This window comes from Methylocella sp., assembly GCF_044226135.1.
Classification (GTDB): Bacteria; Pseudomonadota; Alphaproteobacteria; order Rhizobiales; family Beijerinckiaceae; genus Methylocapsa.
Genome location: NZ_JBGAHM010000014.1, coordinates 20,145 through 36,878, shown reverse-complemented (window position 1 = coordinate 36,878; position 16,734 = coordinate 20,145). Strand labels below are relative to the sequence as shown.

Genomic DNA, 16,734 nt, shown 5'->3' with positions numbered 1-16,734 from the left:
GCTCGACCGTCTCCGCCGCGGCGACAAAGCCCTGGCCATCGGGCGGACCCTCGCGGGCGCGGCCGCCGTCCGCGCGTCGTCCGGCGCGCGCCTTAAGGCTCCGCCTTTTCCCGATACCGCTCCGCCGGCGTGGCGTTCGACAGATGCGGCAGCATCTTCGCCCGCGCCGCTTCCCAGGCGTCCCATTCCGACGCGTCCATCAGCGAGGGAATGGTCGCGAACTCGCCGCGTTCGAGGCCGACGAGGGCGGCGTCGACGAGGTCGGCGGCCGACATCACCCATTCGGTCGGCAGGTTGCTCGCCGGCAGGCCGGCCGTGTCCCAGAACTCGGTTCCGGTGGCTCCCGGCAGCACGACCTGCACCGAGACGCCCGTGCCCGCAAGCTCCTTGCGGAGCGAATGGCTGAAGGCGAGGATAAAGGACTTCGTGCCGCCGTACACGCCGTTCAGCAGCTCCGGGCCGATCGCCACGATCGACGAGATGTTGACGATCGCGCCCCTGCCGCGCGCCACGAACGTCCGCGCCGCCGCATAGGTCAGGCGCAGGGGCGCGACGATGTTGATCGCCACCATCGCCTGCATCTCGCGGACGTCGGCGCTGGCCATGGGGGCCGCGCTGCCGAAGCCGGCGTTGTTGACGAGACAGGAGATCGTGTCGTCCTCGTCGATGACCGCTTCGACCTTCGCCAGCCCGTCTTCCGCGCCAAGATCGGCCGCCAGGGTCCTGACCTTGACGCCGTGACGCGCGACGACCCGCGCCGCGACCTCCGCCAGCCGGGCCTCGTTGCGCGCGACCAGAATGAGGTCGAAGCCGCGCGCCGCGAGGCGGTCGGCGTAGACCGCTCCGATGCCAGACGATGCGCCCGTGACGAGCGCGGTTCCCTTGTCTTCGGCCATTGTCCTGTCCTTTCGGCATATCGCCTTGGCGTGTTTCGACGGGCGGACCCTAGCTCTCGACAGGCGCGTCGCAAATGTCATAGAAGCGTTGAATACGGACATGACCGGGGACGGCGATGCGGCGCGTCGGCTTCATTCTGGAAGACGGGTTTCAGGTCATGGGCGTCGCCGCGCTGAGCGCCTTCGAATTCGCCAATCTGGCGCTCGGACGCGAAGCCTACAGGCTCAAGGCGATGTCCGAGACGGGCGGCCTCGTCCGCTCCTCGCTCGGGATCGGCGTCGAGACGCAGCCGCTCGGCGGCTTGCCCGAAGCGCCGCCCGACACGCTGATGGTGCCGGGCGCGCTCTCGCCCCGCCCGATTTCGCCGGTCCTTCGCGCCTATATCGCCCGGGCCGGGCGGGAACGCCGCCGCGTCGCGGGCCTGTGCACCGGCGCCTTCGCGCTCGCCGAGGCCGGGCTCCTCGACGGCCGCGCCGCCACGACGCATTGGGCGCATGCGCGCGCGCTGCAGGAGCGTTTTCCGAAAATCGCCGTGGACGCCGACCGCATCTTCGTCCGCGACGGCGCCGTCTGGACGTCGGCCGGCATGAGCGCGGCGATCGACCTGACGCTCGCGCTGATCGAGGACGACCACGGCGCGGAGCTTTCCCGCGCCGTCGCCCGCAAGCTCGTCGTCTATCATCGCCGCCCGGGCGGGCAGTCGCAGTTCTCGGCCCTGCTCGAGCTCGACCCGCGTTCCGACCGGGTGCGCCGCGCGCTCGCCTACGCCAAGGAGCGCCTCGGCGATCCGCTGACGGTGGAGGCGCTCGCCGGCGCCGCCAGCCTGAGCCCGCGCCAGTTCAGCCGCGTCTTCCGCGAGGAGACCGGCCTGTCGCCGGCGAAGGCGGTGGAGCGGCTGCGGCTCGAAACGGCGCGGACGATGCTCGAAACCGGACGGCATTCCCTCGACGTCGTCGCCCGCGACTCCGGCTTCGCCGATCGCGACCGCATGCGTCGGGCCTTTCTGCGCTTCTTCGGCCAGTCCCCGCAAAGCCTGCGCCGCACCCTGCGCAGGGTCGAAGACCACGACGCCGCGGGCGACGGCGCGCCGGGCCGGCTTCGACGGGCGCCAAAAAATATGCGCCCTCCGGGAATAAGGCCGGACGTTGCGCCGTCATGACCCTTTGAACGGGACGCGCTTTGCGCCCGGACGGGAGGGATCTGCGATGCGGCACGACGACGAAAACCGCCGCCCGGGCGAAGACGGCGTCGATCGCCGCGGCTTTCTCGACTGCATGCGCTGGGCCGGCGCCGGACTGATATGGACCGCGGGCGGCGGCCTGCCGCGCTCGGTCGGGCTCGCGAACGCTTTCGCCGAGCCCGCCGCCTTCTCCTTCGCGCAGATCAGCGACAGCCACATCGGCTTCTCCAAGGCGGCGAATCCCGACGCGCGCGCCACGCTGGCGCAGGCGATCGACAGGATCAGGGCCCTGCCGCAAAAGCCCGACTTCATGCTCCACACCGGCGACGTGACGCATCTTTCAAGAGCGCAGGAGTTCGACGACGCCGACGCGATCATCAAGGCCGCCGGAATTCCCGTCTTCTTCGTTCCGGGCGAGCATGATTTCATCGACGACGAGCCGGGCCGGCTGTTTCTCGCCCGTTACGGCGAGGGCTCGTCGGGCCTCGGCTGGCGCAGCTTCGACGCGCGCGGGCTTCATTTCATCGGCCTCGTCAACGTCGCGAACCTTCAGGGCGGCGGGCTCGGCGCGCTCGGCGCGGAGCAGCTCGACTGGCTGAGGCGCGACGTCGCCGGCCTCCCGTCCTCGACGCCGATCGTGGTGTTCGCCCATATTCCGCTCTGGACGGTCTATCCGGACTGGGGCTGGGGCACCGCCGACGGCGCCGCGGCGCTGGCCGCCCTTGGCCGTTTCGGCTCGGTGACCGTGCTCAACGGCCATATCCACCAGGTCATGCAGAAAGTCGAAGGCCGGGTCGCCTTCCATACCGCGCGCTCGACCGCCTTTCCGCAGCCGGCGCCGGGGTCCGCGCCCTCGCCGGGGCCGATGCTGCTTCCGGCCGGGGAGCTGCGCAAGTCGCTCGGCGTCGCGACCGTGACCTTCAGCCGCGCCGACGAGCCGCTCGCCATCGTCGACGCGCCGCTCGCCGGCTGAGCCTTCGCAGGGAGACGGGTCATGGCTTTGTCCGTTGAAAAGGCGGCGTCGGGAGGCCGCCGCGCGCGGCTAGGGCGCGCCTGCGCCGCGGCGCTCGCCGCGCTCCTTGCCGCGCGCCCCGCGGTCGCGGAGGAGGCGATGGTCAAAATCGACAATTTCTCTTTCAATCCGGCCGAGATTATCGTCGCGCCGGGCGACCGCGTGACATGGGTCAACCATGACGACATTCCCCACACGGTGGTCGGCGCGGCCGACGGCCTGCGCTCGGGAGCGCTCGACACGGACGACCCGTTTTCCTTCACATTCGCGGCCGAAGGAGACTATCCCTATATCTGCTCGCTGCATCCGCACATGACGGGGAGGGTCGTCGTGAAGGCGCGCCGATGACCGCGTTCGCCCCGCAGGCGCCGGCCCGCGCCGGCTGGCCACGCCCGGCGGCCGCGGCGCCAAAGAGCCTGCCGCGGCCGCTCGCCGCAGGCGTTTCGGCCTTCGCCGAAGGCGTTCTGGCGCTCGCCCATATCGTCGGCCTCACGCGCGAAAAACCCGAAACGGCGCCGACCGCCGCCGACGTCGAGCGGTTCCGGCGGCAGGTGCTGCCGCATCTCGACGCGGCCTATACGCTCGCGCGCTATCTCGCGCGCGACGCCGACGCGGCGCAGGACATCACCCAGGACGCCATGCTGCGCGCCCTGCGCGGCTTCATGACGTTTCGCGGCGAAGCGGCGCGGCCCTGGCTTTTCGCCATCGTCCGCAACTGCCACCTCGACTGGCGCGCGCGGCGCGGGCGCGGCGGCGGCGAGTCGCAGCCGGGCGATTTCGAAGTCGAGGCCGTCGCCGACGAAAGCGACGACCCCGAGGTCGCGCTTCTGCGCGACGGCGTCGCGCGCGGCGTGCGCCGCACGCTGATGCGCCTGCCGGAAGCCTTCCGCGAAGTTCTCGTGCTGCGCGAGATGGAGGACCTGTCCTATCGCGAGATCGCCGAAGTCGTCGGCGCGCCGGTCGGCACGGTCATGTCGCGGCTGTCCCGCGCCCGCCAGCTTTTCGGCGAGCTCTGGCGGCGCGACGACCCGGAAGGACAGACGCCATGAGCGCGCGGCAGCCGCCCTGCCCTGGCCGCGAACTCGCTCTCGACGCCTTCGTCGACGGCGAGCTCGACGCCCTGCACATGAGCGAGATCGAACGCCATCTCGACGCGTGCCCGGGCTGCGCCGCCTACGCCCGGGAGCGACGCGAGCTTGGCGTGCTGATCGGCGCGCGCGGCGTCCGCTGGCGCGCGCCCGACGATCTGCGCGCCCGCGTCGTCGCGGCGATCGAAAACGAGGCCGCGCGTGCGGCGCGCCCGGCGTCCGGACGGGCCGCGAGACGGCTCGACCGGCTTGGGCGCTGGAGCCTGCCTGCGTCGGCGGCGCTCCTCGCCGCGTCCCTGACGCTCGTTTTCGGCCCGCTCCAGCGCGCGGCCCCCCTGCAGGACGAGATCGTCGCGAGCCATGTCCGCTCGCTGCTCGCCGACCACCTCACCGACGTCGTTTCCTCCGACCGCCACACGGTCAAGCCGTGGTTCGCCGGCCGGCTCGATTTCTCGCCGCCCGTCGTCGATCTCGCCGCGAAGGGATTTCCGATGCGCGGCGGAAGGGTCGATTATCTCGACGGCCGCACCGTCGCCGCGCTTGTGTATGAACACGGCCGGCACGTCGTCAATCTGTTGATCTGGCCGGCCGCGCCCGGAGCGGCCGACACGGCGCCGGCCGCGGCCACGCGCGACGGATTCAACCTGTTGAGGTGGACGCGGGACGGGCTCGTCTTCTGGGCCGTCTCCGACGCCGCGCCGGAGGAGCTGCGCGCGCTCCAGCAGGCGCTGTCCGCCGCGTCCCTGTAGAGTCGCCCGTAGCGCCTCCTGTGGATTTTCCTGTGTGTCCGGCGCATGGAAAACCGCCGCGACGACAATTTCGCCGGAATAAATCGCCGTCCCGCCCCGTCTTTCTCATGGTTGCGCCAGCAGCCGGCCTCAGACGGAGCAAAGACGATGAAAACAGCGACTGGATTGGGTCTCGGCCTCGCCCTTCTCGCATCCGCCGCAAGCATGGCGAAAACGCCCGCGCCGCGCGACCACGCGCCGCGCGACTATTACGGCGTCTTCAGGGGCGCGGCGCCTGACGCCGCGCCGTCGCGCTTCGGCGCCCCCTATGGCGGGAGCGCCAATCATGAAGACGGCGCGCGCCCCGGCGCGCCCGAAGGCCCCGGCAATTTCTCCGATTGACCGGAGGCGCCGGGCCTGTGGTTTCGCGGCCGCCCTGCCGCGCCCGCGAAACCTCGCCCGCGGCGCTTCCTCGCCAGCCTGTCAAAAACTTCGGACCGAACGGTCGATTAATCGACGCGCAGCGTGAAGCCGACGCCGCGCACGCTGTGGAGCAGCGGCGGCTCGCCGTCGGCTTCGAGCTTGCGGCGAAGCTTGCCGATATGCACGTCGACGAGATTGGTCCGCGGCATCGCGCGATAGCCCCAGACGTCCCCGAGCAGCATGGCGCGCGTCACCGTCTGGCCGGCGTTGCGCATCAGATATTCGAGCAGCTTGAACTCCGCCGGCAGAAGCTCGATCGCCCGCGCGCCGCGCGCGGCCGTGCGCGCGAGAAGGTCGAGACGCAGCGGCCCCACCGCGAGAGACGTCTCGGCCGCGTCCTGACGCCGGCGCAGCAGCGCGCCGACGCGAGCCGAAAGTTCGCCAAGGGAGAACGGCTTCGTCAGATAATCGTCGCCGCCGCCCTTGAGCGCGCGAATGCGTTCGTCGACCGAGGCGAGGCCGCTCACGAACAGCACCGGCGGACGGGCCTCGCCCCGCCCGAAGCGGTCGATCATCGTCAGGCTGTCGACGTCGTCGACCATGCGGTCGGCGATGATCAGCGCCGGATCGAGCGCGCGCGCCGCCTCGACCCCGTCCGAAACGGTGCGCGCCGTCACCGTCTCATATCCTTCGGCGCTCAATTCATCCCCGATCGCCTTGGCGATATGAAATTCGTCCTCGACGATCAGGATCGGCCCCCGGCGCGAAACGGCTTCGTTGTCGATGCGCATGCTCTTTGGACCTCCGCGCCGCGACGGCGCGCGGCGTTCGTTCAGGAAAGCTTCGCTTGCATAAATGCTTCGCTTGCGGCCAAATTTCAGGCCGGAAGGATGAACATTGCTTGAAGAGGCGCCGCAGCTCCTTCAGAAATCGCGGAGGCTATTCATCAATTTATTGTTCTGGAAGACCTTTCACAAACGCCGTGAGGCGTGTGCGGCGCCTAAAACATGTTTTAGGAAGACGACGGTGATTTTACTCCTCGCCCGCGCGCCGCGATGCTAGAGCGGGGCGGAAAGCTCGACGCGTCCGGAGACGCGGAGCCGGACGCGTCAAGCCGGGGCGGGCCAAAGCGGCGCGGCGCGCCAAAGCCTGATCACAACGGCGCCGCCGCGTCGCCCCCACGCCAAAGTCTTCGCTTCATGCTTCAAACCCTGCGCGTGTTCCATCGCAACGCTTTCGCGGAGGTCGCCCAGCGCGGCGCGCGGCGGCAGGCGTCGCCGCCCATGCGCATGCGCGATCTTTTCAGCACCACCTCGTTCCGGCTCGCCCTCCTGTTCGCCCTCGCGGTCAGCGCCGCGACGACCATCGTGTTCCTGTTCATCTACTGGCATGTCGCGACCTTCGACGTCCGCAGGGTCGAGGTGCGCCTGCGCGAGGAGGTCGCCCGCGCGGCGGCCGAGCCCGACGACCAGCTCCGGCGCAAGCTCTCGCTGCGGCTGACGAGCGACCTGCGCCGGCTCGACTATGTCGGCCTGTTCGACCCCCACGGCGCGCCCCTGTTCGGCAATGTCGCCGCCGTGCCGGCCGGCGTTCCGCTCGACGGCGAGGCGCATCAGGCCGACGTCTCGATGCGTCAGAGCGACGCACGAAGCGAGCCCGCGCTGCTCGTCGCCCTGCGGCGCGACGACGGCGACGTCGTCATGATCGGGCGCAGCCTTTACGAGGTCTACGCCCTGCGCAAGCTCGTGCTGCGCGCCCTCGCGCTCGGCCTCGCGCCGATGGCCCTGTTCGCGCTCGCCATCGGCCTGATCTTCAGCCTGCGCACGCTCAAGCGCCTGCGCGACGTCGACGCCGCCATTCGACGCATCATGCAAGGCGATCTCGACGACCGCCTGCCGGTCAGCCGCCTCAGGGACGACGTCGACAACATCGCCACCGGCGTCAACCTGATGCTGGACGAGATCGCCCGCCTGCTCGACCAGATGCGCAGCGTCAACGACAACATCGCCCATGACCTGCGCGCGCCCCTGACCGTCGCGCGCCTCAGCCTCGAGCGCAGCCTCGCCGCGCCGGAGCGGGAGCAGGCGCGCGTTTCGGTCGGACGCGCGATCGGAGAGATCGACCGCGCGCTCGCGACCGCCGCGGCCCTGCTCAGAATATCCGAGCTCGAACTCGGACGCCGCCGTCATGAATTCGCGCAGGTCGATCTCGCGCAGGTCTGCGCCACGGTGTTCGAGCTCTACGAACCGCTGGCGGAGGTGCGGTCGATCGCCTTCGCCCTGACGGCGCCCGCTCCCGTGTCTTTCGTCGGCGACCATGACCTGCTCGTCGAGGCGGTCGCCAATCTCGTCGACAACGCGTTGAAATTCGCGCCCGAGCACGGGACCGTGACCTTGAGCGCGCGTCTTTGCGACGCAGGCCCGGAACTCGTCGTCGCCGACGACGGGCCCGGCGTCGCCGAGGACGAGCGCGAGCAGATCTTCAAGCGGTTCTACCGCTCCAGGACCGCCGTCGACGTCGCCGGCACCGGCCTCGGCCTCAATCTCGCCGCGACGATCTTCCGCCTGCACGGGCTTTGCGTCGCCGTGACCGACAATCCGCCCCACGGGGCGCGTTTCGTCGCCTCGCCGCGCCCGGCCGAGCCTTTGCCATAGGCCGCCGCCGCCATGAATGTGGCCGCCGTCATGTGAAAGAGGCGGCCGCGACGCGAGGCCGCGGCGGCGCGCCTTAAAACTATTTATAATTTTCCGGCGCCCGGGACGGGGGTATCGAACGAAAGCCGACGGACATCCGGCCGCGCGCAAGCCCGCGCGCTCAAGGTCTGCGCTTCATGCTCTCGATCGTACGCCTGTCGCTCTCCCGTCCGCTGACCTTCGTGGTCATGGCGATCCTGATCGTCATCTTCGGCGTCCTCGCCGTCCTGCGCACGCCGACCGACATCTTTCCCAACATCGGCATTCCGGTGATCAGCGTGGTGTGGACCTACAACGGCCTGCCGCCCGACGACATGGCCGGCCGCGTCATCGCGCCCTATGAGCGGGCGCTCTCCACCACGGTCAACGACATCGAGCATATCGAGTCGCAATCCTTCACCACTTATGGCGTGGTCAAGATCACGTTCCAGCCGGGCGTCGACGTCAACGCCGCCCAGTCGCAGGTCACGGCGATCTCGCAGACGATGCTGAAGCAGCTGCCGGCGGGCATCAATCCGCCGCAGATCCTCGTCTACAACGCGTCGAGCGTGCCGCTGATCCAGATCGCCCTGTCGAGCGACAAGCTGTCGCAGACGCGGCTCAACGACCTCGCCGCCAATTTCATCCGTCCCCAGCTCGCCAACATCCCGGGCGCGCAGATGCCCTCGCCCTATGGCGGCGCCTCGCGCGAGGTGCAGGTCGATCTCGACGAAAAGGCGCTGCGCGCCCATGGGCTTTCGGCGCATGACGTGGTCGAGGCGCTGGCGCGCCAGAACCTGATCACGCCCGTCGGCACGCAGAAGATCGGCTCCTTCGAATATGCGGTCGACCTCAACGACCAGCCAAAGCGCGTCGCCGATTTCAACAACGTGCCGCTCAAGGCGGTGAACGGCGCCGTGGTGTTCCTGCGCGACGTCGCCTATGCGCATGACGGCTCGCCGCCGCAGACGAACGTGGCCCAGATGGACGGGCGCAAGGGCGTGCTGGTCTCGGTGGTGAAGAACGGCGCGGCGTCGACGCTCGACGTCATCGCCGGCGTCAAGAACGCGCTGCCCGCGATTGAGGCGAGCCTGCCGCCCGGCGTGCATGTCGCGCTCGTCAACGACCAGTCGGGCTTCGTCAAGGCCTCCGTCTTCAACGTGCTGCGCGAAGGGGCGATCGCCGCCTCCCTCACCGCGCTGATGATCCTTCTGTTCCTCGGCAGCTGGCGCTCGACTCTGATCATCGCCACCACCATTCCTCTCGCCATCCTGAGCGCGCTGATCTTTCTCTCGCTGCGGGGAGAGACCATCAACGTGATGACGCTCGGCGGCCTCGCGCTCGCGGTCGGCATCCTCGTCGACGACGCCACCGTGACCATAGAGAATGTCAATCGTCATCTTGAACATGGCGAGGACGTCGACGTCGCCGTCGTCTCCGGCGCGCGCGAGATCATGCCGCCTGCGACCATCTCGCTGCTCTGCATCTGCGCCGCCTTCGCGCCGCTGCTGGCGCTCGGGGGCGTCGCGGGCTATCTGTTCCGCCCGCTCGCCGAGGCCGTGGTCGCGGCGATGATCGCCTCCTATGTGCTCGCCTACACTCTCACGCCGACCATGGCGCGCGCGCTGCTGCGGGCGCCCCAGCATCTCGACCCCAACGCGAAGCGCGGTTTTTTCGCGCGGCTGCAGCAGGGTTTTGAAAGGCGCTTCGAGGCGCTGCGCGCCGCTTATGCGCGGCTTCTCGAAGCGGTTCTCGCGCGGCGCGGGCTGTTCGCCGCCGTCTTTTTCGCGTTTTGCGTCGGTTCGCTCGCGCTCATTCCGGCGCTCGGCGAGAATTTCTTTCCGCGCGTCGACGCCGGCGCGATCAAGATCCACATGCGCGCAAGGCCCGGCTCGCGGATCGAGGCGACCTCGGCGATCGTCGATCAGGTCGAGGCCAAGATCCGCGAAATCCTGCCGCCCGGGCGCGTCTCGAGCGTCGTCTCCAACATCGGCCTGCCCAACAGCGGCATCAACCTGTCCTACGGCTCGACAGGCACCATCGGCGTGAGCGACGCCGACATATGGGTCGGCCTGCACGAGGGCGAGACCCCTGCGCAAAGCTATGAGCCGCTGTTGCGCGAAAAGCTCGCGGCGGCGTTTCCGGGCGTCTCCTTCGCCTTTCTGCCGGCGGACATGGCGAACCAGATCCTGAGCTTCGGACAGCCCGCGCCGATCGACGTCCAGATCGCGGGCTTCGACGCGACGGCCGACAGGGCCTTCGCGGGCAAGCTTCTCGCCGCGCTGCGACGCGTTCCTGGCGTCGCCGACGCGCGGCTGCAACAGGAGTTCCGCGCCCCGGCCCTGCGCATCGACGTCGACCGCGCGTTCGCCGGAGTCGTCGGCCTCACCGAGCGCGACGCCGCGACGAGCCTGCAAACCACGCTCTCGGGCAGCGCCCAGAGCGCGCCGAGCTACTGGCTCAACCCCGACAACGGAGTCTCCTATCCGATCTCCGTGCAGACGCCGCAATATGACATCGATCAGACGCAGGCGCTGCGCAACGTCCAGCTTTCGAACGGCGACTCGACCCAACTGCTCGGCGCCCTCGCCAAGGTGACGCCGGAGTCCCAGGACGAGATCGTCACGCATTACGACATCAGGCCGACGCTCGACATCTATGCGAACGCGGCCGGCCGGCCGCTCGGCTCCGTCGTCGACGACGTCTCCGCCGTCATCGACTCGATGCGGGCGGAGCTGCCAAGAGGCGCGACCATCGCGATCCGGGGCCAGGCCGCGGCGATGAAGAACGCCTACGCCCAGCTCGCGATCGGCCTCGGCTTCTCGATCGTGCTGATCTATCTTCTGATGGTCGTCAACTTCCAGTCCTGGATCGACCCGCTCATCATCATCCTCGCCCTGCCCGCGGCGCTCGCCGGCATCGTCTGGATGCTGTTTCTGACGCGGACGACCCTGTCGGCCCCGGCGCTCACCGGCGCGATCATGTGCATGGGCGTGGCGACGGCGAACAGCATTCTCGTCGTCAATTTCGCGCGCGACGAACTCGCCTCCGGGGCGAGCGCCGCGGCGGCCGCGCTCGCCGCCGGCTCGGCCCGTTTCAGGCCGGTGACGATGACGGCGCTCGCGATGATCATCGGCATGGCGCCGACGGCGCTCGAGCCCGGCCAGAACATGCCGCTCGGCCGCGCCGTCGTCGGCGGCCTCGCCTTCGCCACCTGCGCCACTCTGCTGCTCAGCCCCGCGCTGTTCGCGCTGCTGCGCCGCGCCCGCGAGGCGCGGACGACCGTTCCTCCCTCCTTCGGAGACCCCATGGAGCCGCTTCGACCCGCAACCCGTCTCCCCTCGCGACGCGCGGCGATCGCCGTCGCCGGCGTCTTCGTCGCGGCCGCAGGCCTCGCCGCCTCAGGCCTTTTCAGCCGCGCGCAAAGCGAGCAGGAGGCCGCCTTCGCGACGCTCGACCTTGCGACGCCGCGCGTGCGGCTCGTGCGGCCGACCGACGCGCCGAGCGAATCCGAGCTCGTCCTGCCAGGCGACGTCGCCGCCTACAACGCAGGCTCGATCTATGCACGCGCGTCAGGCTATGTCGCGTCGTGGAGCAGGGACATCGGCGCGCATGTGAAGAAAGGCGACGTGCTCGCGACGATCGACTCGCCCGAGCTCGACCAGCAGCTCGCGCAGGCGCGCGCCGACCTGACGCGGGCCGAGGCCGCGGAACGTCTCGCCGACGTCACCGCGCGCCGCTGGAGCTCCCTCGTCCAGCGCTCCATCGTCTCGCAGCAGGCCAATGACGAGAAGGCGAGCGACCTCGCCGCCAAGCAGGCCGCGGTCGCCGCGGCGCGCGCGAACGTCGCGCGGCTCGAATCGATGACCGCCTTTGAAAAACTCGAAGCGCCCTTCGACGGCGTCGTGACGGAGCGCAACGTCGAGATCGGCGATCTCGTCGACTCAGGACAGAAATCCGGCAAGCCGCTGTTCAAGGTGTCGGACCTCAGCCAGATGCGGATTTATGTGCGGGCGCCGCAGGCCTATCTGGGCGATCTGGCGCCGGGCCTGAAGGCGACGCTCGAAACGCCCGGCCGCCGCGAACATTTCGAGGCGAAGCTCGTTTCGACCTCGAACGCCGTCGCCGCGTCGTCGCGCACCGCGCTCATCGAGCTTCTGGCGCAAAACCCCGACGGCAAGCTCTGGCCCGGCGCCTTCGTCGAGGCGCATTTTCATATCCCCGCGGAGGCCGGGACGCTGCGCCTGCCGGCGACCGCCCTGATCTTCGACCACAAGGGGCTGAGCGTCGCGGCGGTCGGTCCGAACGACCGCGTAAAGATCACGCCCGTGGCGCTCGGCCGCAATCTCGGGAGCGAAGTCGAGATCAAGTCGGGCCTCTCTCGCGCCGACCGCGTCGTCGACAATCCGTCCGAGACGCTCGCGTCGGGCGATCTCGTGCGTCCCGTCGGCGAAGAGACCGCGTCGGCGGCGCAGGCCGGGCGCGCGTCTCAGGGCGTCAACTGACGCAAGCCCTGCGCCGCCGCTTCAGAAGCCCGGGCCGCACAGGCCCGCGCCTCGCGGAGGCGAAGCAACAAGGCGCACGACCGATGTCGAAATCACCCCTTCTGCTCTGCGTCGCGTTCTGCCTGCCGACGACGGTCTGCGCCGCGCATCCATATCGCCATGACGTTCGTCATGTTCTTCGTCACGCGCCGGCTCAGGCCGAGGCGGGCTGCCCCATCCCGCCGCCTACGCAGCAGAAACCCGACTGGCGCGTGCAATATGGGTGCGTCATCGGCCCCGCGAGCGGAAGCCTCGGCGCGATGCTCGAAGGCCGCAACCCTGCGGCCGGCGCCATCCCCTGAAGGCCGCGACGGAGAGATCGTGGGGCGGCGCGCTTGCGCCCCGCCGGGCGGCTCCCTTCATGAACAGCGGCGAGCGGCGCCGCGCGCCTTTGCGACGAACCTGACCTTACCGATGAAGTCTGAAGCTTATGGCCGTCATGTCCGGGAGACGGCGCGGCCGCGCTCGTCGCCGCGCGGGAGCGAAGACCGACAAGAAAAAGCGGCGTCGGGGTCGACGCCGCTTTTTCGGTCAATCGGAGAAATTGCCCGGCCCTTCAGGGTGGAACGGGCTGGCGCCGAGGCCCATGCGCCCGCGCGTGCCGGATTCGTCGAAATCCTTCCGGTCGCAGTCGTCGCGCGAAAAGCAGGGCTGGCGGGGCGGCGACGCCGCGGCGTCGAGCGGCTCGAGCCAGCGAAGCCAGGGCGGAAGAGGCGCCGTGGGCGGATGCGCCGACAGGGCCACGACCCATAGCGCGACGGCGGCGCAGGCGAAGCGGCGCGCCGACGTCGGGCGGGCGCTCATGGCGGGCCCCAGGCGGCCGCGTCGCGATCCTCGCGCATGCGGCGGGGGCCATGACCGCAGCCGGGATCGCGACGGGCCGGCGCTCCGCAGACGGACGCGGGCACGCGGGAATAGGGGAGAACGGGCGTCATATCACGCTCCGGTCGAGAACCGGCCGCGCCCTGCGCCGGGCGCGGATGCGGCCATGACGCGGCGAAGGCCGGCGCGTCAGTCGGAGACGTTGCCGGGGCCTTCCGGGTGCGACGGATTTTCGCCGAGCCCTTCGCGGCCGACGGTGCCGGAGCGGTCGAACAGGCGCTGGTCCTGCTGGTCCATCGTCAGCGAACGCTGGGGCGCCTGATAGAGGCCGACATAATCGCGCGCTCCGGCCGGCGTCTCGTGATGGCGGGTCTTGGCGGCGGCGTAGCCTGCGGGCGCGGCGAAAGCCGCCGCGAGGACTACAAGGCGCAGGGCCTTGCCGCCGTTGGTCCTGATGTTGTTTCTGCCCATTTCTGTCGCTCCATCTGATCGCGTTCCGATCATGGAGACAACATGCTCTTTCTCTTGCGCCGTCTCAATATGACGGCGCCTAAAACATAATTTAGGCCGTGGGCGCGGCAGCGTCGGGACGACCTCCGCAATCGCGCGGCGGCAGGCGCCGCGGCCGGCGAAGCGTCCGGGCTTCGGCCCCGGCGCCGAAGGGCGCAGCGCGCCGAACGCCGACGCGGCGACCCGCGGCGCTATTCGCAGCGGATGAACACGGAGATGGCGCGGGCGCGGTCGGCGAGGTCCGGCGAGGCGATCGTCTCTCTCGCCGTCCCCTCCGCGTAATCGACGCGCGCGCTTTGCAGGAAGCTCTGCGCCAGCGCGCCCTTGATGGCGAAATTGACGTTCTGCGGCACGTCGCCAGTCGCCGCGACGACCTTCAGCGCGTCGAGCTTTGCCGACACCACGCCGACGACATTGCCATATTGGTCGAGCAGCGGGCCGCCTGAATTGCCGGGCTGGACCGGGGTCGAGATCTGCAGGTGGCGGCTGTCGTCGGAGAGTCCGGCGAGCGCCGTGACATTGCCCAGCGTGAAATTGCCCGAACTCGCAAGCGTCGTGTTGAGCGGAAAGCCGAAGGCCTCGACGCCCTCGCCGAGCCGCGCCGAAGACCGCAGGGCGGCGATCGCCTTCGGCTTGAGCCCGGTGCGCAGAAGGGCGAGATCGTTTTCGACGTCCCGCGCCGCGACTTCGGCCCGTTCCGTCGCGCCGCCGTCGGGCTGGACCGTGACGCGCGCGCATTCCTCGACGACATGGGCGTTGGTCAGCACGTCGCCCGCGAGGCTGACGAAAAAGCCCGTGCCGGACGAGACGCCGCGGCGCGGGCGCTTTGGCTCTGGCGAAGGCGCAGGCTCGGGCGGCCGCGCGACGGCGACCTCCGGCGGCCGCTTCGGCGCGGGCGCGAAATCGGGAATGGGCGGGAAAGGCGCGCCGTCCATCGCCGCCGCGAAGGAGCCCGACATCAACACCGCGACGCGCTCCATGTGGAGTTCGACCGCGTCCGGCGCCCAGCTCAGGAAGAAGCAGAGCAGGCCTCCGCCGTCGCGGTGGCAGCGCGCATATTTGTCGTCGCCGCCGACCGACGACGAGAGCGCGAAGAAATCCGGCCTCAGCACGCGGTAGCGGACGAGCCCGCCCTTCGACGCGGTGAAGGAGAGCAGCGCGTTGAGGCCCATGGCCGGATCAATGCCGCCAAGATAGCTGTAGGCGACGCTGACGCGCCCGTTCGCGCCGCTCCAGCGCAGTCCGTCCTTGTTGCGCTCGGGCGAAAGCCCGAGGCCGAAGGGAATCCAGATCGGCCGGCCGCGCGCAGGATGCGGCGCGGCGCGAAAGCCCCACAGACGCCAGTAGGCGCGGCTTGCGCCGGTCAGGGCGGAAAAGGTCTCGCGGTCGGCGGCGCCCGTCGGCGCGAGCCCGTTTTCGCTCTGGAAGCGGGCGACGGCGTCGAACAGTTTCGGGCTGAATTCGAGCGTCGGCACCACCACCCAATAGCCCGCGCCGGTCAACAGGACCTTGAACGCGAGGCGGTCGGCCGGGGCAAGGCGCAAAAAGGCGGCCTCCGCCGCGTCATAGGCCCGCGCCTGATCCGGCGCGCCCCGTGGCGCCGCCGGCGCCGGCCCGTGCGCCAGGCACAGGATCAAGCCCGTCAAAGCCGTGAAGAGGCGCATGGATCGCTCTCCCTGTCGCCTGACGATGGCGCGCGGGCGGCCGCGCGCAAACCCCATTTGGGGAAATGCGGCGTAATGGCGCCGTTTCAGGCGAAGGCGGCGGCGGCCAGCGCGCCGAGCGTCGCGCCGCAGAACAGCGCGAAATCATGCAGGGCGAGGCGCAGCCGGGAGACCCCTTCCCGCTTGAGCCAGAGCGTCGCGCCGAGCGTCGCCAGCGACCAGCCGAGGCCGCCGCCGATAAGCACGAGATCGAAGCCCTGCGCGCTCATCTGGACCCGCAGCAGCAGGCCGGCGAACGCCAGCAGGCATAAGCCCGCGCCGAGCGCCTTCAACGGCGGCGCGCGCAGCCGCAGCGCGCCGACGAGCCCCGCCGGCGCATACATGGCGACAAGATGCCAGGCGACGGCTCCCGACGCCGCCGAGAGGCCAAGGCCGCAATCGACCATGGCGAGCGGAGCGCCGGCCATCAGCGCCATCATGCCGAACCAGGCGAGCGCGGCGGCGCCGGTGACGAGGGCGTAGAGGCGGGCGTCGGGCGGCGCGGGCTGCGCCGCCGCGGCGTCGTCTTCAAAGCCCGACGGCAGCGGCGCGGCGAGCGCCAGCACGACAAGCTGGGCGAGCCCCGCGCCGATGAGCGCGCCGGCGGCCGCGAGCGGGCCCATCGTCTCGCGCGCGAAGCCGGCGATGGACGGCGCGGCGAGCGCTGCAAGACTCCCCGCGCCGAGCACGATCATGGCCCCTCGCCCGCCGCCGCCCGCCGCATGGCGGTAGAACAGGCCAAAGCCCTGCGCGACGCCGAGCCAGAAGGCGCCAAGGCACAGCCCCGCGAACACGCCGGCGAGCACGCCCCAGGCGCCGATCGCCGCGCCGGCGACGCCGAGGCTCGCGCCGAGCGCGAAGGACGACCGCCGCCCGAACAGCCCGGTGAGAAAAGAAGCCGGGAAGGTCGCGACCGCCGCGCCCGCGAGCAGCAGCGCGACCGGCAGCGTGGCCGCGGCGCGCGAGGGCGCGAGCGGCGCGCCGGCGAGCGGCAGGGCGGCGAAGGCGAGCGCCTGAGACAGCACCGCGAAGGCGAAACCCGCCGCGACGAAGCCAAGCCCCGCCTCGCCGGCCGGGGGCGCGTCCTCGTCGGGCGGATCGAAATCGCAGGAGCAGCCGAGCAGCCCTGCGCGGCCCCGGCTCACCATGTGCGGC

At 70.3% G+C, this 16,734-nt stretch carries 14 protein-coding genes and 2 pseudogenes; 10 read left to right on the top strand and 6 right to left on the bottom strand.

What is annotated here, in order from left to right:
• Nucleotides 1-92: 92 nt before the first annotated feature.
• Nucleotides 93-896, bottom strand: a complete 804-nt coding sequence (locus ACILRB_RS08390) for an SDR family NAD(P)-dependent oxidoreductase (protein WP_395665845.1) — start codon at nucleotides 894-896, stop codon at nucleotides 93-95.
• A 116-nt stretch (nucleotides 897-1,012) separates the two neighbouring features.
• Here ACILRB_RS08390 and ACILRB_RS08385 point away from each other — a divergent pair.
• The 6 genes and pseudogenes from ACILRB_RS08385 to ACILRB_RS08360 all read left to right on the top strand — a co-directional run.
• A pseudogene (locus ACILRB_RS08385) lies at nucleotides 1,013-1,957 on the top strand (GlxA family transcriptional regulator); the annotation flags it as partial.
• 145 nt (nucleotides 1,958-2,102) lie between these two features.
• Nucleotides 2,103-3,050, top strand: a complete 948-nt coding sequence (locus ACILRB_RS08380) for a metallophosphoesterase family protein (RefSeq protein ID WP_395665843.1) — start codon at nucleotides 2,103-2,105, stop codon at nucleotides 3,048-3,050.
• A 21-nt stretch (nucleotides 3,051-3,071) separates the two neighbouring features.
• Nucleotides 3,072-3,437 (top strand): cupredoxin family copper-binding protein, encoded by a 366-nt coding sequence (locus ACILRB_RS08375; RefSeq protein ID WP_395665842.1) that lies wholly within the window; start codon nucleotides 3,072-3,074, stop codon nucleotides 3,435-3,437.
• Nucleotides 3,434-4,138: a sigma-70 family RNA polymerase sigma factor gene (locus tag ACILRB_RS08370; protein ID WP_395665841.1), complete on the top strand. Its 705-nt coding sequence runs from the start codon at nucleotides 3,434-3,436 to the stop codon at nucleotides 4,136-4,138. The genes ACILRB_RS08375 and ACILRB_RS08370 overlap by 4 nt, the downstream gene beginning before the upstream one ends.
• A complete protein-coding gene (locus tag ACILRB_RS08365; RefSeq protein WP_395665840.1) occupies nucleotides 4,135-4,926 on the top strand; it encodes an anti-sigma factor family protein in 792 nt (263 codons plus the stop codon). The genes ACILRB_RS08370 and ACILRB_RS08365 overlap by 4 nt, the downstream gene beginning before the upstream one ends.
• A 147-nt stretch (nucleotides 4,927-5,073) precedes the next feature.
• On the top strand, nucleotides 5,074-5,307 hold the full coding sequence (locus tag ACILRB_RS08360) for a hypothetical protein (RefSeq protein WP_395665839.1): 234 nt from the start codon (nucleotides 5,074-5,076) through the stop codon (nucleotides 5,305-5,307).
• 107 nt (nucleotides 5,308-5,414) lie between these two features.
• Here the strand turns inward: ACILRB_RS08360 and ACILRB_RS08355 are convergent, their stop codons facing one another.
• Nucleotides 5,415-6,119, bottom strand: a complete 705-nt coding sequence (locus ACILRB_RS08355) for a response regulator transcription factor (RefSeq protein ID WP_395665838.1) — start codon at nucleotides 6,117-6,119, stop codon at nucleotides 5,415-5,417.
• A 408-nt stretch (nucleotides 6,120-6,527) separates the two neighbouring features.
• On the opposite strand from ACILRB_RS08355, the gene ACILRB_RS08350 reads away from it, so the two are divergent.
• The 4 genes and pseudogenes from ACILRB_RS08350 to ACILRB_RS08335 all read left to right on the top strand — a co-directional run bounded on the left by ACILRB_RS08350 (nucleotide 6,528) and on the right by ACILRB_RS08335 (nucleotide 12,846).
• Nucleotides 6,528-7,982, top strand: a complete 1,455-nt coding sequence (locus ACILRB_RS08350; protein ID WP_395665837.1) for an ATP-binding protein — start codon at nucleotides 6,528-6,530, stop codon at nucleotides 7,980-7,982.
• A 176-nt stretch (nucleotides 7,983-8,158) separates the two neighbouring features.
• A pseudogene (locus ACILRB_RS08345) lies at nucleotides 8,159-11,290 on the top strand (efflux RND transporter permease subunit); the annotation flags it as partial.
• Between the two features lie 18 nt (nucleotides 11,291-11,308).
• Nucleotides 11,309-12,505, top strand: coding sequence for an efflux RND transporter periplasmic adaptor subunit (locus ACILRB_RS08340; protein ID WP_395665888.1), 1,197 nt, complete (start codon nucleotides 11,309-11,311; stop codon nucleotides 12,503-12,505).
• A gap of 83 nt (nucleotides 12,506-12,588) precedes the next feature.
• A complete protein-coding gene (locus tag ACILRB_RS08335; RefSeq protein WP_395665836.1) occupies nucleotides 12,589-12,846 on the top strand; it encodes a hypothetical protein in 258 nt (85 codons plus the stop codon).
• 229 nt (nucleotides 12,847-13,075) lie between these two features.
• On the opposite strand, the gene ACILRB_RS08330 is transcribed toward ACILRB_RS08335, so the two are convergent.
• The 4 genes from ACILRB_RS08330 to ACILRB_RS08315 form a co-directional block, all read right to left on the bottom strand.
• Nucleotides 13,076-13,348: a hypothetical protein gene (locus ACILRB_RS08330; RefSeq protein ID WP_395665835.1), complete on the bottom strand. Its 273-nt coding sequence runs from the start codon at nucleotides 13,346-13,348 to the stop codon at nucleotides 13,076-13,078.
• A gap of 207 nt (nucleotides 13,349-13,555) precedes the next feature.
• The gene (locus ACILRB_RS08325; RefSeq protein ID WP_395665834.1) at nucleotides 13,556-13,837 is read right to left on the bottom strand and encodes a hypothetical protein; all 282 of its coding nucleotides are present in this window, start codon (nucleotides 13,835-13,837) and stop codon (nucleotides 13,556-13,558) included.
• A gap of 230 nt (nucleotides 13,838-14,067) precedes the next feature.
• A complete protein-coding gene (locus ACILRB_RS08320) occupies nucleotides 14,068-15,540 on the bottom strand; it encodes a trypsin-like peptidase domain-containing protein (protein ID WP_395665833.1) in 1,473 nt (490 codons plus the stop codon).
• Nucleotides 15,541-15,626: 86 nt separating this feature from the next.
• On the bottom strand, nucleotides 15,627-16,727 hold the full coding sequence (locus ACILRB_RS08315; RefSeq protein WP_395665832.1) for a hypothetical protein: 1,101 nt from the start codon (nucleotides 16,725-16,727) through the stop codon (nucleotides 15,627-15,629).
• Between the last annotated feature and the right edge of the window lie 7 nt (nucleotides 16,728-16,734).